The organism is Pseudoalteromonas aliena SW19 (assembly GCF_014905615.1).
Lineage (GTDB): Bacteria > Pseudomonadota > Gammaproteobacteria > Enterobacterales > Alteromonadaceae > Pseudoalteromonas > Pseudoalteromonas aliena.
In genome coordinates this window covers 141,724-160,256 of the sequence record NZ_AQGU01000017.1, presented here as the reverse complement: position 1 = coordinate 160,256, position 18,533 = coordinate 141,724, and the positions used below count along the sequence as shown (strand labels likewise).

The 18,533-nt window shown below is 38.5% G+C and carries 13 protein-coding genes and 2 pseudogenes; 8 read left to right on the top strand and 7 right to left on the bottom strand.

Annotated features, from left to right (window positions below; genetic code table 11):
- The first annotated feature begins 86 nt into the window (after positions 1–86).
- Together PALI_RS00860 and PALI_RS00855 are read left to right on the top strand one after the other, a co-directional pair.
- Positions 87–761: a DUF4145 domain-containing protein gene (locus PALI_RS00860; protein WP_193154472.1), complete on the top strand. Its 675-nt coding sequence runs from the start codon at positions 87–89 to the stop codon at positions 759–761.
- Positions 762–862: 101 nt separating this feature from the next.
- Positions 863–1,234, top strand: a complete 372-nt coding sequence (locus PALI_RS00855) for a hypothetical protein (RefSeq protein ID WP_058558386.1) — start codon at positions 863–865, stop codon at positions 1,232–1,234.
- A gap of 68 nt (positions 1,235–1,302) precedes the next feature.
- On the opposite strand, the gene PALI_RS00850 is transcribed toward PALI_RS00855, so the two are convergent.
- Together PALI_RS00850 and ltrA are read right to left on the bottom strand one after the other, a co-directional pair.
- The gene (locus PALI_RS00850) at positions 1,303–1,563 is read right to left on the bottom strand and encodes a group II intron maturase-specific domain-containing protein (protein WP_264299757.1); all 261 of its coding nucleotides are present in this window, start codon (positions 1,561–1,563) and stop codon (positions 1,303–1,305) included.
- Positions 1,535–2,659, bottom strand: coding sequence for a group II intron reverse transcriptase/maturase (gene ltrA, locus PALI_RS00845; protein ID WP_193154470.1), 1,125 nt, complete (start codon positions 2,657–2,659; stop codon positions 1,535–1,537). The genes PALI_RS00850 and ltrA overlap by 29 nt, the downstream gene beginning before the upstream one ends.
- 651 nt (positions 2,660–3,310) lie before the next feature.
- Here ltrA and PALI_RS00840 point away from each other — a divergent pair.
- The 3 genes and pseudogenes from PALI_RS00840 to PALI_RS00830 all read left to right on the top strand — a co-directional run.
- Positions 3,311–3,835, top strand: a complete 525-nt coding sequence (locus tag PALI_RS00840) for a hypothetical protein (protein ID WP_077537448.1) — start codon at positions 3,311–3,313, stop codon at positions 3,833–3,835.
- A gap of 83 nt (positions 3,836–3,918) precedes the next feature.
- On the top strand, positions 3,919–4,347 hold the full coding sequence (locus PALI_RS00835) for a hypothetical protein (RefSeq protein ID WP_077535792.1): 429 nt from the start codon (positions 3,919–3,921) through the stop codon (positions 4,345–4,347).
- Between the two features lie 213 nt (positions 4,348–4,560).
- Positions 4,561–5,523, top strand: a pseudogene (locus tag PALI_RS00830) (transposase); the annotation flags it as partial.
- 36 nt (positions 5,524–5,559) lie between these two features.
- Here PALI_RS00830 and PALI_RS00825 read toward each other — a convergent pair.
- The 3 genes from PALI_RS00825 to PALI_RS00815 form a co-directional block, all read right to left on the bottom strand.
- Positions 5,560–6,753 carry an IS4 family transposase gene (locus PALI_RS00825; protein ID WP_193154469.1) on the bottom strand — a complete coding sequence of 398 codons (1,194 nt, stop codon included), beginning with the start codon at positions 6,751–6,753 and terminating at the stop codon, positions 5,560–5,562.
- A 341-nt stretch (positions 6,754–7,094) separates the two neighbouring features.
- Entirely contained in the window at positions 7,095–7,814 is a 720-nt protein-coding gene (locus PALI_RS00820) for a prephenate dehydratase domain-containing protein (protein WP_193154467.1), read from the bottom strand.
- Positions 7,815–7,979: 165 nt separating this feature from the next.
- On the bottom strand, positions 7,980–8,960 hold the full coding sequence (locus PALI_RS00815; protein WP_193154466.1) for a transposase: 981 nt from the start codon (positions 8,958–8,960) through the stop codon (positions 7,980–7,982).
- A gap of 156 nt (positions 8,961–9,116) precedes the next feature.
- Between PALI_RS00815 and PALI_RS00810 the strand changes: the two genes are divergently transcribed.
- The 3 genes and pseudogenes from PALI_RS00810 (at position 9,117) to PALI_RS00805 (ending at position 10,645) form a co-directional block, all read left to right on the top strand.
- Positions 9,117–9,791 (top strand): class I SAM-dependent methyltransferase, encoded by a 675-nt coding sequence (locus PALI_RS00810; RefSeq protein ID WP_193154465.1) that lies wholly within the window; start codon positions 9,117–9,119, stop codon positions 9,789–9,791.
- A gap of 110 nt (positions 9,792–9,901) precedes the next feature.
- Positions 9,902–10,212 (top strand): annotated as a pseudogene (locus PALI_RS20385) (hypothetical protein); the annotation flags it as partial.
- Positions 10,213–10,384: 172 nt separating this feature from the next.
- Positions 10,385–10,645 (top strand): hypothetical protein, encoded by a 261-nt coding sequence (locus PALI_RS00805; protein WP_182701699.1) that lies wholly within the window; start codon positions 10,385–10,387, stop codon positions 10,643–10,645.
- Between the two features lie 709 nt (positions 10,646–11,354).
- On the opposite strand, the gene PALI_RS00800 is transcribed toward PALI_RS00805, so the two are convergent.
- Both PALI_RS00800 and PALI_RS00795 read right to left on the bottom strand, forming a co-directional pair.
- The gene (locus PALI_RS00800) at positions 11,355–14,015 is read right to left on the bottom strand and encodes a M9 family metallopeptidase (RefSeq protein WP_193154464.1); all 2,661 of its coding nucleotides are present in this window, start codon (positions 14,013–14,015) and stop codon (positions 11,355–11,357) included.
- 121 nt (positions 14,016–14,136) lie between these two features.
- Positions 14,137–18,486 (bottom strand): PKD domain-containing protein, encoded by a 4,350-nt coding sequence (locus PALI_RS00795; protein WP_193154463.1) that lies wholly within the window; start codon positions 18,484–18,486, stop codon positions 14,137–14,139.
- Positions 18,487–18,533: the final 47 nt, after the last annotated feature.

Below are 18,533 nucleotides of genomic sequence, written 5' to 3'. Positions count from 1 at the left end.
GTAGCGCCTCAGTCCAACAAGCGATTATGCAACACAAACTGCGTGTTGCATAAATACTAAAATGTTAGCTTTCTTAAAGGATTTCTATGAGTCATCAAGGGTACTTTCCTCCAATTTACGGACAAGGCGAATTTCATTGTCCTCATTGTAATGTGTACGCAAAACAATTTTATTCTCACTTGGCTACAAATAACCAATTTCCTTGGCAGAGTGTTGTTGATCAAAACTCAAGATTTGACGAAGCTCTATCAAGTACATGGGTTATTTCTAAATGTCAAAGGTGTGATCAACACATCATTTGGTTTGAAGAAAACATTGTTCATCCCAAAAAGGTTACAGTATCGGCTCCTAATGTGGATCTGGACGCCGACATTCAAGCTGATTATTTGGAGGCTGCGAGAATATTGTCCGACTCACCAAGATCCTCTGCTGCATTATTAAGGTTAGCTCTTCAAAAATTATGTAAACAGCTCGGAGAGAAAGGGGATAATATAAATCAGGACATTAAAAATCTAGTTTCAAAAGGTTTAAACTCTCTCGTGCAAAAGTCATTAGATGCTTTGCGTATTACAGGAAATAATGCAGTTCATCCGGGAGAAATTAATCTCCAGGAGGAGCCTGAAAGAGTTGTAAAATTATTCGAACTAATAAATTTTATTGCTAATAAAATGATTACCGAGCCAAAAGAAATTGAGAGTTTTTATTCTGATTTACCTGATAAAGCTAAAGCCGCTGTAGAAAATCGCGATAGCGAAAGCTAACAAGGGTTTTCAAGTCGGACAAATTACAGTTGGCTTTTTGTTCGTGCCTCACTTATTTTAGCCAACTGCAATTTGCCGCTTAAAACGGCGTTAGTTTTCTTATGATGATTCGTTTTATATTTTTAAGTTTGTTTATGATTGCAGGGACAACTATGGCTTCTAATGAAATAGGAGCACCTGAAGGAGTTTCGGCTGAAGATTGGGAAGCCTATCTAAAGCACAAAAAGGATTGGGAAGCCATGCTTCAGCAAAGGTTTGAAAGTGAACTCAAAGCGAATCCTCCTTTACCTCCTTGGGAAAAATTCCCTGAATATGAACCTAGCAATATATTTTGGCGAATGGGAACAGGTGAAGAGTATCTAATCGATTATTTTGGCGTTTATTTAAAGTACGCAAGTAAAGACGATATTCAAGCATATAAATTGAAATACCCCGCTCCTAAAATTTGGGAAAATTGGTATAACGAAAACTAATCGGGTAGCCGGAGGTCTCTAACCTCCAGCCCCCACACCACCCATCATGCGGGTCCGCAATGGGCGGTTCATCTCCCGTAATGAATATTGATCCAAATATCTCTCAATGACACTAACCCTTGTGACGCTAAGTAGTTAGTGCCTAGCGCAATGTTAATTCCTTTTGTTTTTGAGCTTCTACAAGGGCCTTTACTGGTGATACCACAGGCTATGGCGAGTCGCTCGCTAACACCCAATTTCATTAAACTGCGTACTTTGGTACGAGGTTTTCGCCACTGCCGCCAGTAGCACATCCTTATCCTACGGCGGATCCAATGATCTAAATCCACTGTTAGTTGATAAGCGTTGGCTATTAGGTAGTAGTGTCCCCAGCCACAGTAAATACTGTGTGAGTTTATGAATTTGTAGGGTCATTGAGATCCCCCAGTTGCGGTTAGTGAGTTCTCTTACATTTGCTTTAAATTTCTTTAGCGCCTGTTCGTGAATTTGCACTTGACCGTAACGAAAGGTAAACCCGAGAAATTTCGAGCCTGTTACTGGACCGACTCGACTTTTCGATTCGTTCACTTTGAGCTTTAATCGCTTAGTGATGAACGCAGTAATTTCCCGTTGGATTATTAGCCCTTCGCTTTTCGTTTTTACTAAAATGATTATGTCATCAGCGTAACGTGCAAACTTAAGGCGTTTGTAGGTTAGCTTCTTATCTAATTCATCGAGTAAAATATTGGAAAGTAAAGGGGATAATGGCCCACCTTGAGGGACGCCTTTGGTTGACTCAAACCACAGACCTGTTTCGCGCTCTGCTACTCCCGCTCGGAGGTATTTACCAAGTAGGCGCATGAGTGCTTTGTCTTTGATTTTACGACCAACACGATTCATCAGCATGTCGTGGTCTACTTCATCAAAGAACTTAGACAAGTCGATATCAACCGCTGTTTTATAACCTTGTTTAACACAAGATTGAACATGGTTCACTGCTTGACTGGCTCTTTTATGAGGGCGATAACCATAACTATGTGGTGAAAATTGAGGCTCAAAATAAGGGCTAATCACTTGAGCAATGGCTTGTTGGATCACTCTGTCGATAACAGCAGGGATCCCAAGCATTCGCTCACCGCCATCAGGTTTGGGTATCATCACGCGTTTGACTGGCAAGGGTTGATAAGTGCCGTTAAGTAATTGTTGTTTAATACCTAACCAATGTAACTTAGCGAAGTGATTAAACTCTTCAATACTCATATTATCAATACCCGCAGCCCCTTTATTGCGCTTAACATGTTGCCATGCTACGCCAATATTGTGGTTGCTTAGTACTCTTGCCATCAGGTCATGATCTGTTTGGTTATATTCATTCGAGGTATTATTCACAGCAGAACGCTGTTCATCACTATCACAACACGGTGATCTATGTGAATTCAAGTTCATTTGTAGTGTCTCCTCTGGTTAAGATGTTCAGGCCTTCACCGTGTCCCCTCCATTACGATGGGCGTTTGGCTACTATGCCATCTGCTGACTTCTGATAGATCACTCTAGCGATTACTCGATAAAGCGCGTCTAAACTAACGCTTGTTTACTGCTATTTCGCTCGCTGTAGGTCGCAGCAACCAAAGCGCCAAGGGTTGAACAACCAGTCCCTAACTGGTAATCTCCAAGCGTTAGCGCGGACGCGTGTTTATCAGATCTCCCCGAATAAGGTGCATTGACTTTCTCTGCACAACTGCATCATTTACGGTGGCCGTTAGATCACATGACTTCGCTATCTTGTGCTAGCTCGTCTCCAGCCTACGCCTCATATGATGTTTTTGTTCATCAGCTCGCAGATTTGCTAGCGGCTTCCTCCTGACTATCTCTCACGATTTAGCCCTTGCCATTCGCTAGTAGTTATCGTTTAATAACAGTGTGTTATTTAAACGGTGATCTTCCTACAGAGGACTTTCACCTCATAAGTCAATGCCCATGTCGGGCGTACACAAGTTGCTTAAACGGACAAAAAACAGTTGGCTTTTGCTCGTTCCTCGCTATTTTAGCCAACAATTTTATTGCCGCTTAGCAAAGCGTTAAATGCTAGGAGCATAAATGAGCATTTTCGATAAATTCAAAAAGAAGAAGGAACCGAAAAAGGTGTTCCCTCCAGTTCCTGACTGGAAGCCAGAAATAGCGCAGTCGATTGAAGATATAATAGATAGGGTGAAATATTACACGGGTAGCAAGAGAGATATAGCTGTTCTAAAAAACGGGACTTGTGTGATTCTTAGTGACGATTTGTCTGATGATGATGCTCAAAAATATACAAAAGAGGTGCTTCATCAGATTTACCATTATCATCCAGACATGAACCCAATGAATATGGATGATGGAAATATATTGGTTCAATACAATCATCCAGCCGTGAATGTGGTCTTAGAGCAGCATGTAAAAAAATATTGGGAATTAATTGATCAAAATCACCAGCGGGCACTAGCAACAGATGAGGTTCTTATAACTCCACTAGGCTCTAATGTATTTGATGAATTCGGTAAAAAGGCACTATTTGGTAGATGTTTTATGTTTATGGATGCGCAAGACCCAATGGTAATTAAAATTGTCCGTAAGAGCATTTAACAAAGCCATCAATTTGACCGCCTTACGCTGCGCTTCAGGCGGCAAATTATGGCGGCGTTAGATTTCTATTCGAGCCTTGGTGTATGGTTAACTTATTTATATTCGGTATTATCTTTTTCGTTTGCTGGAAAATAAACGTAAAAAGAAAATATTGCACGTCAGATAAAGAATGGAATGTTTATAAAGGAAACTTATTACAAGGTATCTCTGTTCGTAGTCACGACACAGGTTACTTTGAAATTGGGTTTCACCGTAAAATAACTGTCCCACCAATGGGTGTTTACAGTTATGTTTACAGTAAAGATGAATTTCATCACTTAATTCATTGCTTAAAAAACAACATTCCAAGTAAGCACAAAAGTAAAGGCTTAAGAACATTAAAAATTGTAAGCGCACCTAAAAATTTTGATGCACTTATTACAGAAACCACTTATCTCAGTTGGCAACAGAGACTTCTTCAGCGTAAACCGATAGATGAGTTGATTTCAGATTATGAAGCAAACAAAATCTAACAAGAATTTAAAGCGGGACTGCTAACAGTTTGCTCGGTTTCGCTTCGCTACACAATTTTAGCAAACTATTATCAGCCCCTTAAATGGGCGTTGAGGCTGTAGAATTACTCTTTTTAGGAACGTATTCTACTATTTCAAATTGATTACTTTTTAACCTTGAACCCATCCGTTCGCTGTGATCTAATAGATATTATTCACCCACGGTAAACTGTTATGGCTAACTACAAGCCTGACTTATCCTGTCAAAATAAATTCATTCCTATCAATTTCGCTGAGCAAATTCTGCCTGGCACTTTTGAGTATGCCCTTTGTTATATTGTCGAAAATAAACTCGATTTATCGGGATTTGACGCGTGGTACAACAATGACAAAACGGGCGCGGCGGCGTATCCACCTTCGGTAATGCTAAAGATTATTTTACTGGGCTATGCACATGGTTTGATCAGTAGCCGTCGGATTGCAAAGGCTTGCGAGCATAATATTTTATTTATGAGTGTGTCGGGTGATATCCAGCCGCATTACACATCTATAGCGGGTTTTGTGGCTAAAATGCATGAACAGATTGAGCCGCTTTTTACGCAAGTGCTGATGATATGTGATGAAGAAGGCTTGATAGGCCGTAACATGTTTGCCATTGATGGGTGTAAATTAAAGTCCAATGCGAGTAAAGAGTGGAGTGGCACATTCGATGAGTTAGGTCGCAAAAAAGCAAAACTAGAACGCGCAAGCAAACGTATTATTGAACGCCACCAATCACAAGATGGGCTGGGCGAAGAATTGATAACTCAGGATTTAAAACAAAAAGAAAAGCTAGATAAAAGTGTAGGTAAAATTACCGAGTTCTTAGCCACTCACAAAGAAAAAATAGGCAGTAAAGGCAAGCCTGTTAAAAGTAATATCACTGATCCAGATAGTGCGAAAATGACCACGTCAAAAGGGACAATTCAAGGCTACAACGGCATCGCGATTAATGACGATAAACACCAAATCATCCTGCAAGCACAAGCGTGGGGCTCAGTGGGTGAGCAACAAACTCTACAGCCAGCTGTTAAGCAATTAAAACAACAGCTCGATAAATTAAACACTGACAAACCCAAAGACGAGCACACGATTAAATTCACCGCAGACAGTGGGTTTAACAGCGAAGTAAACCTTGAATATATAGAAAAAAAAGGGGTCAGATCCTGAGGGATCCCCACAATTGCTAATGAGCTACAAGCACTCACGGCAATCCTTATTTAATTGCTTGAGTGCTTCTAAAAAAGTTTTCAGTTTTATTTTATAACCAAATTTTTCGAAGTATTGCGTCCCCAAACTAAAGCTAGACAGCACGTTTCTATCCTTTATCGTATTCGCCTGAAAGCTTCTATGCACATTCAATATTTTTGCCGTTAAACCTGCTAGCCAAAGGATAAAATTAGCAATTAATGCAATCAATAATGCGATATTCAAGCGGCCTTTTTCATAGCTACGACAATGACGTAAGTTCAAACCATTACTCGTGTTTTTTAAGTCTCGAAAGGACTCTTCTATCTGCATTCGCTGGCTGTAAATTTTAACCATATCTTGCGCTGAATAATTAATATTGCACAGTGAGGTAAATAATAACCATGGCTCCGTGGCGCCTTTAGCATGTTTCAAGCTTACGCTGCAGCGAATCGTTTTTCCTCGAAGATTTTTCTTTTTTCTTTGTTTAGGCTTTGATTTAAACAAGTAAAAGTGACCACTCAATGAATTGGCTTTAGCGAGTTGTGTTTCAAATAGATAAGCGGGTTTTGCTGTCGCTTTAGAATAAAGTGTTTTTACTGGTGACCAACACGTATCATCTTCTGGCTTTTGATATTGTGTTTGATGCCTCACTCTGCCTAAAAAATCCCAACCAAATTTAAGCACTAATTTAAACCAAGGGTTACGAAATCCTGCATCGGTAACGATGATCGGCTTGCAATCAGAAGGTAATATTGATTTAAGTGTTTTGAGGAAATCCTTATGCACGCTTTGCTTCATGTATTCACATTCACGAAAGCTTTGCTCATAGATTGTCATTGCTCGACCTTTAACTGGCACTGCTGCTCGTAATAAATGAAACTCGCCACAAGGTGTTAACCCTGACCAATCAATCGTCACGCATGGGCGTCTAATTTGACCTATAACGCGGCGAGTAATTTCTTGGTAATAATGGTAGCGAGAATGCAGGACGCGAGGGTTGCCAAATAACCTATCTATTCGTTTAATATTGTGTTTAACCTTCGCGTTGCTCTTTAATTTTCGCCCTAAAGCAGCAATGGATAAGAACTTATGTTGGCAGAGTGTTTCTACAGCTTTCATTAATGTGCAGTGGTTACGCTTATCAATAATACCCGCTGTGTTAGAAAAAGTTTTATGTAATAATTTACCCAAGTGCATAGTCGATTTACTCTGTAATTTCTTTGGTCGGAAAAAACATATAAGATCAAAATTGGCTGTGCACTTCAACTGTTTTTTAAGCTACTTTATTGATTTATAGTATCAAATTGTGGGGATTCGTCAGGGTCAGATCACTTGCTTCATAATACTTTGTCATGATTGTTCAGGTATTGGCATATGAGTAGTGTTGTGAAGCAACGAACCTGACCCCTTTATCTTGACCCCTTTATCTTTCTTTATCTTTTCTCTTTATCTTTTCTTCTTACCTAACATGGCTTAATAGGTGTATATTGGGACCATTACAATACAATGTAGCCGCCCCAAATATAATAACTAGCCTTCTATTTTGAGGTAATCGCTAGCTTAAGCTCCTCTTTAGCTTTAGCGGTACTAATTTTTGCTGTTCGCTTTTCAATTTGCATCAACAGAAACGTCGTTTTGTTATCCTTGTTATCTTGAATACCCTTTTCAACGACACTGAGATTAGTAAAAGTAGACGCTAAAGAACAAGATCCTATCGCGGCTGTGCCGGTCAACAATTGCTTTTTCGACACCATTTTTGCAGCAGCAGCTGTACCTTTAGGTACTTCTAACTCTATAATAGCCTTATTCTTTTTCCATTTATTAATTTGCTTTAGCGCTGCGGGGTGAGATGCCAACTGAGTGATTGTCTGATTACTTTCAAGCTCGTCTTTATTCATCAGAACACACATCTCAATCGGTATTGTGATAACAGCAATGACCTTGCGAATTTTATACTGCTCAAGCGCCTCAACCGTTGCTTTAACTAAGCGCCCTTCAATGGTTGAGTTTTCCACAGCGCTAAATGCCAACGCGTTTTGCTGAGCAGCCAGCTGGAATGCGTTCGTCGGAGAACCTGCAAATACCAGCTCATCCTTCAATGATGGCTCATTTAAAAACAACTGAGTAATAGCTGTATCGTTAAAGCTACCAGCAGAAGCCTGTACATACACTTTCGCCCAACTAGGTGTTGATGCCAAAGTTAAACTCGCTAATAGTAACATTCTCAATTTGTTTCTTAAATAAGTACCTTTTTTCATAAAATTACACCCGCGCCTTTTGTGTTTAGCCTATATAAGTTTGATATTTTATGCCTAACAGGCAATAAAAGCGAAAGATATTGAATGATTATCAAATGCGATGTTATTAGCTAAATTCATTCCTGTGGTAATAGAAATACAAAAAATATACAATAAAACAAAGCGTTAAATCAGCTCCTTCATGATACTGTCAAAAATAGCATCTAATTGTTTTGAAAATTGCTTATCTTCTCTGCGCTTTTTCCTTATTTGATGAGTAATAAAACTCACAGAGCCACTATGACCAAGGTTAAAATACTCTGCAATATTACTTAACTTTTCAGCCAAAACCTCTTGGCAAAAATACATGGCAACTTTACGTCCTTCAAATCCTTTGCTTGGCCCTTTAAGCACACTGGTAATTTTAGATAGCGGGCAAGCATAATAATCAGCAACCGCCATGACCACCTCATTCATTGAGATATCCGGTTTTAGTTGCTGTAAAACCTTAGGCTCGGGGCTATTCATTAACTGAGTGTTTTTCAGCCAACGTTTAAAACCATCACTACCCAAAACCGATGCAATATTACCTTTGTCGTAAAAGTCAGTGAGTCCATCACTGCTACCTCGTAATACATAAGCTTTGTACTGCTTAAACTTGTGACGATGACCCTGTATTTGATAAGTAAAGTCGCGCGTAAGCCATTCTGGTGGCTTTACTTTCCCGATATAAGCAGGGTAGCTCGACCAAGGATAGTGCGCTAAGTCATCCACCAGCGGCATAGTCATATCAATAGGATTACGATGGATATAGCGGCTTAATTGCAGCAGATACTCATTTTTTTCGACCAATATCGCTTTATACCTCCCACGAAATAATGGCCCATCGGTATGCTTCAACTTATTATATCGCTGAGTATAAACCCCATTAATATGGCGCATAACACGGCCTAAATTCGCTTTGGGTGTTTCAATCAACAAATGATAGTGGTTCGTCATAAGGCAATACGCATGAATAACGCAATCAAAGCGCGCTTGTGCTTCACCCAATGTTGTTAAAAAGGCTTGAAAGTATAATTCGTCATGAAAGGTATTTTGCCGTCCGCGCCCACGGTTCATAACATGATAAAAAGCATGTTCGTACTCAATTCGTTGTGGCCTTGGCATTGTGAACTACTTTTTTTAATAATACCCCTTTGAAGGTAGTCTACTTATGTCATGAAGCAAGTGATTTGACCCCTTTTTTCTTTCTGGTAAGATTTGCTATCTCTATTTTTTAGTATAAATTGAAGGCTGATAATTTATAACTATATGAAATTAAAAATGAATAAAGAACCCACAGTTGCTGGACAAGCTGTCTACTCGAAGAAAGTACTCTCAATATACGATTTCTGGGTTTTAGGAGTCTCAAATAACTATTTTTGGAAATGCCCAACTAGATTTATTAGCGAGCAATTTTCAATGTTAGTTTCATCTAATCATTTAGATGTTGGTGTTGGCTCAGGTTATTACCTCAAGAATTATCTACCTCAATCAACAAAACGTATCGCTTTGCTAGATTTGAATCAAAATAGTCTTGATACAACTTCAAAAGCAATAAATCATTTCCAACCAGAAGTTTACTGCGGGGATGTACTTGAGCCTCTTGAGTTAAATGTCGATAAATTTGACTCAATTAGTGTTAATTATTTGCTTCACTGTTTGCCTGGAAATTTAATTGATAAGGGTATTACGTTTCAGCATCTAAAAGAACATCTGAACGATGGTGGGGTATTGTTTGGTAGTACAATTTTTGGCAAGGGTACAAAACTAAACTTTTTCGCTAAAAAATTGATGGGTGTTTACAATAAGAAAGGAATATTTAGTAATAACAACGATGATCTAGACTCGTTGCTGTTATCGTTAAATAAACACTTTACTGACGTAAAAGTGGAAGTTATAGGATGTGTTGCGTTGTTTTCAGGTAAAAAATATAACAAATGCATCAAAAACAAATAAACATGACACCCACCCTTAAAAACAATTAGGATGACACCCATCCTAATTGTTACGAAAAAAGTCAACAAAAACAGAATGAAGAGTGCGTTGTTATAAATAATTAATTATGCAAAAAGCTGAGTAATGTAGACAAGATGAAAGTAAAAATAGACAGCCCAATAGGGCGACGACAGCTGTTTATTAAAGAATGGCAAACAACTCGGCTGTTTTGAGCTTGCTTTCCTTTAAATAAAAAGCGCAATATTACCGTCAACAAAGGCATGAGTAAATTAACCTTACGCGGACAAACGAAAGTGAATGCCTTTAGCTTACGCTGCGGCAACTGTATTGCCTTGTTCATAATATAGAAAAAGTGCAAAACACGATGCCATTAAGAGAAGAAGTCCTTTTAACCTCAAATAAGCCACTCAGACACCTGTAACCTCTTCCAAAACGTCAATTAAAACAATATCAAACACTTCTTTATATGCTGCGTAAAAGTACAGTAATAGATTGAACCAAAATAGGAACTCAGCTATGGTTTGTTTATCAATAAAAACAAATAAAAAACGAGTTAATCTACAGGCTCGTTAGGTGAAAAGGAGAGTCTCACGATGATATTTGAATACATTCCTCAGGTTTTGGGGATATTAGCTTTATCAATCTATTCAGTACGTATATTTAAAGATGAGCATCATGAAAAAAAATTCTTTAATGTCGCTACTATTTGGGCTGCAGTTGCTTTAATAACGTTTTGTTTTTCAATCATGTCTTTTGTTGTTATCAATATATATTTGGGCATTATTTATTGTGTTGTTTTTGGTGTTTCAACTGTTGTTGCTATGAAATTTCGTAACGCAGAAAAAACCACATAACAACACGCCCTGAGGTGGACAGCAAGCGCTAAAGCTTACTTTCCACCGTAAATTTTAACAGCGGTGAACCCTTACTTTTCAAAGCAGATGAGTAAACTAGACATCCATTCTAATATTTTCACTTTTTGAACTAAGTACTCGTTTTTATTTTGTGCAAAAAAAGCAGGCTGCCATATGGCTACTGCGAGAAAGCGTCAAGCAAGTTTGGTTAATACATAGTAATTACATAGCACTATCACTGAATATCACGTTGCGTACGCCGGTCATCTTCACAAGCAAATTACTGTGAAAATCTAAATTGAAAACGGCGAGCGAGTATCAGCAACTGCGAAAAGCTACTCGCATAAAACTTAAACTACTCAGTCAAAATTAAAACTGCGATTATGCCGTCATTTCATGAATGTAATTTAGGTTTAATAGTGATAATGGCTTATTTAATGAGTGCTTTGTGAATAACAATACCAGAAGAGATGAGCGCTTAGCCAAAAAAGTAAATTTAGTGTTGTAGTTTTGTTTGCTCAATTAGAGCGGCTGTCTAGTTTAATTTAATAACGTAAAACGTACGTTATTGCTTAAGTGAGTAGTTTTTTGGTCAAAATAAATTTTCTACCTAATCCAAATTAAAGTTAAACAAGTTTTAATAAAAAAGCCCTTAAATATTAAGGGCTTTTAATTGAGCATTTTCTCAAATAGTTTTATTACTTTATAGTTAAGGTGTGTAGCTTCCAATTAAGTTAACATCTGTGAAGTTGTTATGCCCTAATAGCATAATGAAGTAGGTGCCCGCTTGCGCATTGGTAATATTACACGCTTCAGTACTGCCTACTTTCCATGGTCGACAATCATAGTTCGATTTGGTCGGCTCACTGGCAAATTTAACGTGCATGTCTACGTCACCAGAACCTCCACTGGTTTTAAAGCTCAAGTTACTTGCCCCTGCAGGGACGGTCATTGTGTAAATTGTTTCACCGCGAGTAACGCCTGAAACAAGCTTCGCTACACCATTTTCAAGGACATTATCATCCACAGTCACGTCATTTTGTATATAACGGGCTAATAAAGTAGTGCCTGAAAACTCACTGTTGGCACCCACATTAATATAATTCCAACCCGGTTTTACATTTTCAACTAGTATGGTTTCGTTATTTGTAGGGCCATTTGAGACATTATCATACTCATTTGATCTAGGGCGTTTATCCCAACGGTGTACTAAATCGGCATTACCACTGCCATGGCGTAAAGTGATTTCTAGCGTCACATTGACCAGACCTTGCTTGGCATTAAATGCTAATTGCAAGTTTCTGTTGTTATTTGTATCGGCTAAACAAACTGCCTTGCCAGCTGGAATTTCATGTTCTTCTGGCGGACGTCCTAATGCACAAGCATTAATCCCTGGTTGTTCATTGCCTTGAATATCATCAATGTTAATGGGTTCAACAGGTGATGGCGGACGCGTGTTATCAACGGTGCAGCCAGTTGATTCTACAGTTGTTAACCAATTTGAAAAGTCGTTATCAAAGCTTTTATTGTTTACCCAAGAGTCAACTAATTGTGTACGATAGTCTTGAAAGTTTCCTTGTTTGAATAAGTTTAACATTGAGAAGAAGTTCGCATTTTCTCTTTCAAACATATAGCGGTTTGATAAATAGCCCCAATCATAAATACGTGTTTGACCTACCCCATACTCATTTTTAAAAATAGTGCTTAAATCATAATCGCCTTTTCTTGCCTCGGCTATTGCACCCTCATTACAATCTCGTAATGAAATATATTCAGCAATACCTTCACCAAACCATACTGTACGGCCAGCACTGTCGCTGTCTCTAAAGCTGCCTTTGGAAATAAAGCGTCCTTCTAAATAATGAATATATTCATGGCGTAAATTCCATACATCAAAAATAGGGCGTTCACTAACATGTTCATAAGCATAAAATGTGGCTTCAGGTACTCCATTACTCGGGTCGCCTTCTAGGTATGTACCACCATTGTTAGTATTGGCATTAAATAATGCTCCGCCGTAGGTAACCCACTCTTTTTTATCATTAAAAATAACCATTTGGAGTTTGTCGTTATCGTCAGGTGTGACGGGAATTTCGTTGGTTTGTAATGTGGTGTGAAAGTGGCTTTCATGTGCTTCCAAAGAATTACATGTCCATGCTAATTGTGCTTGGGTCATGTCTTGCGCCCAAATAGATAATGTTCCTGAAGGACAAACCATCCGGTCGTTTAATACGGACGTAATAAGGTCTGCTTTTTTATCACACATATTGTAGGTAGTACATACTCTGTTATAACCAATTGATTCAAATACGGCCATATACAGTGTACGTGCATTATCTGTTTTAAGCGGGCCAGAGGTATCAAGAATATTATTTATTCTTGCTTTTAATGTTGATTCCATAGCAGGAAAATGTGCATCATTTTCACCTCGGTGTAACTCAACAAGTTGGTACCCTAAATTAAATAAATGATAGTCGTTATCTGGTTTTTTTAACCAGTTAAGATTGTTATTTATAAAGCCTGTGATTAAGTTAATTAATGCGACATTATGCTCTTGAGCACGGCATGTTGCATCACTAGCACAAGCTTTCAGTGTATCCCAAAATAATGGTGATGCTGCCGCACCCCAATTACTGGTGTCTTCATAAGATTCATCGTAGCGGCTCAGTACACCTTTTAAAATATGCATAAAGCGACCCGCAATTTGGGCATTTTTGAAGATCCCCATAGCACTTCTTACCACCAATGCATGCTCTACTGTTTTATCAAAAAAATGGCTATTAATGTATAAAGCATTTACTGCTTCTTCCATTAACTGTTGGCTTGCAGGTGAAACAAAGCGGCGATTGTCATAATATGCATAGGCTCTTAGCCAATAAAACATAGCACTGAGGTAGCCATCAGGATCAGTACCATCATAAGTGCTTATTTGGAATTTAATTTCGTTGATAACTGTAGTGAGATTCGCATCTGAATATGCGCCTAATTCAAGGGTTTCAGGGCGATCATTAAATAACGTATCTATGCACTTTTTTCCGTTATCTCTCAAGGCTTGTAGAAATGCGGTACCAGTTAATGAGGTAAAGACCGAACTACTACACTCGTTGTTATCAACTGCTGCCATTAATGACTTACTGGCTGTAGTTTTTGATAATGAAGGTTGAACGAGCGACAGAGCTAACTCTCTATTATCGCTTTTTACACTTTTGGTTAATGCTTGAGGAACGTAGTTATTTGTTGTTCGAATATGTTGAACATCTTGTTGATTTAAATTCTTTGGTGAGTATGAAACATCTCGATCGGTATTTGCATATACAGAGCTAGTTGTTAACGCAAGTACAATTAAAGATACACTTTTTTTTATATTCATTGTAATTATCCTATTTACGTGAATTACTAAACTTTTTTTCATTATATAAATCTCGTATTGTGTAACTAACACTCATCCTAAAAGGCTCTATAAGTTAAATTGTTATAGAGCCACAAATGAGTTATTGAGCAAGTGGTCTACATGACGCGACATCATAATCAACAACAATGGTTGCCCCTTCTGGGTTACCTGATAATTCGATATAATCCCAGTCATTTGCATTTGTAGGGATCGTGTAGAACGCACACTGTTGTTGATCTTGTGCGCTTGAAACTACATTGTAATTACCAGTCGCGATTTTAGGCCAACCACCATCTTTAAAATAAATAGATGAATCTGTTGATGCATTAATTAACGTAATGGCGACTGTTGTGTGATTTCTTTTTAATTCACTAAAAGCGAATATTCTTTTAGTGCCTATACAGCCAGCCTTGCCAGGAGTTAATGTACGTGGAGTAGTCGTTGCGCCATCAATGGCACACGCGTCATGCAATGGATTCAAACTAGTGCCATCATCAACAATCGGACTAATAATTACGTCAGTTGCAATGCTAGATGCTAAGCCTTCATTATCAGTTACCGTTAATGTCACATTATAAGTGCCTACAGTACTGTATTGATGTACTGGGTTAGCAAGTGTGCTGTTTGTGTTATCACCAAAGTCCCATGTGTAGCTAACGATTTCTCCGTCTACGTCATTTGATCCCGCACTGCTAAATTGTATAAAGGTATTTACTTCGCCATTTTCAACATTAGCAACAGCGGTAGGTGCTTGGTTAGGCAGCTCTTGTGTAGTAGGTCGACACGAGGCAACATCATAATCAAATACAATCGTTGCGCCTGCTGGCGCGCCGGTTAGTGTGATATAACCCCAATAATTGGCATTTTCAGGAATTGTATAGAAGATACATTGTTGATCACCTTGCGCTGTTGAAACGGCAGTATATTCGCCTAAATTTATTTTTGGCCAATTACCATCGCCAAAATAAATCAACGAGTCTTCAGGGGCATTAATCATTGAAATAGCGACTGTTTTATGACCGTCTCTATTCATGTTATTAAATGTAAACCCTTTTTTAGTGCCTACACATTTAGCAACCGAAGGTGCTAAGTCACCGTTATTATTAGCAGCAGTAATACTACACTCATCAACTAACGGTTGATGATTAACGCTCATTGTCAAAGTGCTTGTTGCCGCCATATCATCATTATCAGTGACAGTTAATACAACATCATAAACACCAAGCTGTGTATATTGATGGCGAGGGTTGGCAAAATCACTGCTGTTTCCATCGCCAAAATCCCATGCATAACTTACAATTCGTCCATATTTATCTGTTGAGTTACTGCTATCGAACTGTATTTGGGTATTAACAAAAACAGTGGTTTTATTAGCTGAAGATACTGCAACAGGTGGTTGCGGCGGTGGTTTAATATTGGAACATTGCTCGTATGAACATAGCTCACGCAAAGCGACAGTGTCGTCAAAATTAATAACGCCGTCACCATTTATATCAAACGTTGAGTTTAATGGTTCATTATTATTAATTGCGGAGACTAAACTTTGAATATCGTCACTATCGACATCACCATCGCCATCAAAATCGCCGATTGGCAAAATGTTTACTTGAGTCGTACTTGAATGAGTGGCGCCTTGGTTATCTGTAACTGTTAAAATTACAGTGTAAGCCCCCGCGTGTTGATAGATATGGCTAGCAGTAACACCTGTTTTAGTTATACCGCTACCAAAATCCCAAAGGTATTGCACAATACTGCCGTCTTCATCGGTTGATTGCAGCCCATTTAGAGTAATTGCATTATTTACTCGTCCGGTGTAATTATCGCCAGGAATAGATACAGGGAGACGATTAGGTGCTGAATGGTCGGCGTCATCACGTATATCGTAATAGGCTCTAAATCTTAGTGAGTCATAATCAAGAAATGGGTCGATTATCACATTGTAAATGCCACCACTAGTAAACTGGCATAGCTCTGTTTGGTCGGGAGAAGCAAATGGACTACAGTCAGATTCCTCTAAAGAAACAGCTTTATTTTGACTGATGTATATATCAGGATCACCATTATAATGACTTACTAACTCAAAAGTGACTAATGACGCTGCATCAGGTACTTCAAATTGATATGTTTTTAGTTCATCACCTTTAATGGCTGATAAATTAATTTCATCGTTTAAGTAAAATCGTGTGCAATCGTCACATAAATCAACATCATTGGGGGAGTTAAGAGTAATAAATGCTTTGGCATTTGATGTGCCTTCAGCACCAAGGTTGTCGGTCACTGTTAAGGAAACATCATACTCGCCAACTGCATTATAAGTATAAATCGGGTTTTTACTTGTACTTGTATTACCGTCACCAAAGTTCCAAAAATAGCTAACAATGCTACCATCTGGATCATTTGAATTATTGCTACTAAACGCAATACCATGACCAACTGCTTCGTAATGCTTTACACCATTTGTATGGGCAAAAGGTAATTGATTACCTGTGTTGCTGGTTTCATAATAAACCTTAATTGTACCTTGGGTGTACGATGCAAAAGGGTTCACTAGTACATTAAAAATACCACCTTCGGAAAACTCACAATATTCTGCTATGGCTTTTGCACTAAAAGGACGACAATCATAGTCTTCCTCTTCTGCGCCTAAAGCGACGGGTTTATTTTGGTTGATATATATATCTAAATCACCACTATAAACTGGTTTGCCACTGGCTTGTTTGGGTCCTTCGTATTTTCCTGGAACAACAATGACTACTTTTTTAGCATCAGCAGGTACTTTAAATTGAAAGTCGTATACTTTTCCTGCACTAATAGCCCAAAGTGCATTTTGTTCAAAAAGTGTATACCTTTTCATTCCTTCAGATAAAAATGGATCTTCAACTTGAATCACTTTTAAGGTGGCATTGTCATAGCCAGAAAAAGCGTGCACTGAGGCAAAGTAAGGTAGGGCTGTATTCGGATTACCTATCGTTACCGATTCAGCTTCACCCCTGCCATTAAAAGAAAAATAATCTTTAACCCATGTACCATTGTTATCTACGTTACCATTTTCATCTAATGGTGCGGTAGGTGCTACACCGCTCGATACGTAAAGATCAGGGTCTTGGGTATAGCCATTTAAATAGAATAAAACGTTTGTAGCACCTTCGGGTAAATTGATTTCAAACGTGTCAACCTCGCCTTGATTCGCTGCAATATCAGTAAATGTTTCTAAAACTGTTCCTTCGGCTTCTCCATCAACACCTGTAACACCATCCCATGGGTGATCTGAATTACTGGTATATTCGCTTAACCCTGTAGCAATTAAATTATCGTTAGACCAAAGGGTTGAACGTGCGGGGTGATGCAATGCCGCAGTCATACGCTCTACCTGCTCTTGTGTGAACATGGCATAGTTATCACTGTAATGCATAAAGTTTTCAGTGTTAGTGGCTTCACCTAAACAATTTTTTGCATTGTTTTGCATTGGTTCAGGTAAAGACATTTGTGGAGTATCACAACTTCTATCACCAGTAATTTTACAGAAAGCTTGGTTAGTAACTGAACATGTTTTACCTTCAAATGTATGTATTAAATTCAACCAATGACCGAACTCATGGGTTAAAATAGAGCGTTGATTATGATTTGTATTAGCGCCTGTAAAATGCCCGTTATAGACCACTCGAGCAGTACCTGCATTTGACATTGATAGCTCAGGATACCACGCGATCCCTGAGCTATTAGTGCCACCATCTGCGTATAAATCATGCATGAGATATACGTTCATATATTTGAAATTATCCCAAGAATCGGCCGAAATCAGATCTTGGATTTCAGCGCTCTCATTGCTATTTTGACCAAAGCCAGCTTGCTCTCGTTGATGCCTAACTATGCCTGTAGATGGCGAACCATTTGGGGTTTTTTTAGCTAAGACAAATTCAACATTATGATTTTTACGTATCGCTTGGAATTGTGATGCAATAGGACCATCTTCGGTATTCAAACCTTGAAAATCTTCATTCACAAATTTTAAAGCTTGTGCAATTTTTGCATCGGTTAAACACTTAGCAGTTGCGTCACTACAGTTATATTCATCACCATATACGTGAAAGACAACGGGTATATAATAACGCCCATCTACGGCAATGCTGCCATCAGCAGCAGGGGTTAGTAACGAACTTTCATTTGCACTTAACCGAAAACCAGAGTTTTTATGTTTCTCAGCTTTTACATGCTCAGAGAACTCTCGTTGGAGTTGTTTCCAATTTTGACCATTATCATCTGTTCCACAATTATGGTCGGTATGATTAATTGCTGTATCATGCACATTATTATGAATAAGATGCTTGCTTACTTTTTTTGACGATATGCTTTTTGATGTGAAAGATTTTGACTGGTCAGCCGCCTCAGCGGATAAAACGCCTGAAAAAATGGTCAATAAACACATCGGTATAATTTTATGATTTTTCATTTTTATCCTTACCTTTTCCTTGTTATCGATTGTATTGATTGCCAGGG

Bases quoted from the DNA above. Each gene is read 5' to 3' on its own strand.
- PALI_RS00860 (WP_193154472.1), top strand. From the start codon at position 87: ATGAGTCATCAAGGGTACTTTCCTCCAATTTACGGACAAGGCGAATTT.
- PALI_RS00855 (WP_058558386.1), top strand. From the start codon at position 863: ATGATGATTCGTTTTATATTTTTAAGTTTGTTTATGATTGCAGGGACA.
- ltrA (WP_193154470.1), bottom strand. From the start codon at position 2,659: ATGAACTTGAATTCACATAGATCACCGTGTTGTGATAGTGATGAACAG.
- PALI_RS00840 (WP_077537448.1), top strand. From the start codon at position 3,311: ATGAGCATTTTCGATAAATTCAAAAAGAAGAAGGAACCGAAAAAGGTG.
- PALI_RS00835 (WP_077535792.1), top strand. From the start codon at position 3,919: ATGGTTAACTTATTTATATTCGGTATTATCTTTTTCGTTTGCTGGAAA.
- PALI_RS00825 (WP_193154469.1), bottom strand. From the start codon at position 6,753: ATGCACTTGGGTAAATTATTACATAAAACTTTTTCTAACACAGCGGGT.
- PALI_RS00820 (WP_193154467.1), bottom strand. From the start codon at position 7,814: ATGAAAAAAGGTACTTATTTAAGAAACAAATTGAGAATGTTACTATTA.
- PALI_RS00815 (WP_193154466.1), bottom strand. From the start codon at position 8,960: ATGCCAAGGCCACAACGAATTGAGTACGAACATGCTTTTTATCATGTT.
- PALI_RS00810 (WP_193154465.1), top strand. From the start codon at position 9,117: ATGAATAAAGAACCCACAGTTGCTGGACAAGCTGTCTACTCGAAGAAA.
- PALI_RS00805 (WP_182701699.1), top strand. From the start codon at position 10,385: ATGATATTTGAATACATTCCTCAGGTTTTGGGGATATTAGCTTTATCA.
- PALI_RS00800 (WP_193154464.1), bottom strand. From the start codon at position 14,015: ATGAATATAAAAAAAAGTGTATCTTTAATTGTACTTGCGTTAACAACT.
- PALI_RS00795 (WP_193154463.1), bottom strand. From the start codon at position 18,486: ATGAAAAATCATAAAATTATACCGATGTGTTTATTGACCATTTTTTCA.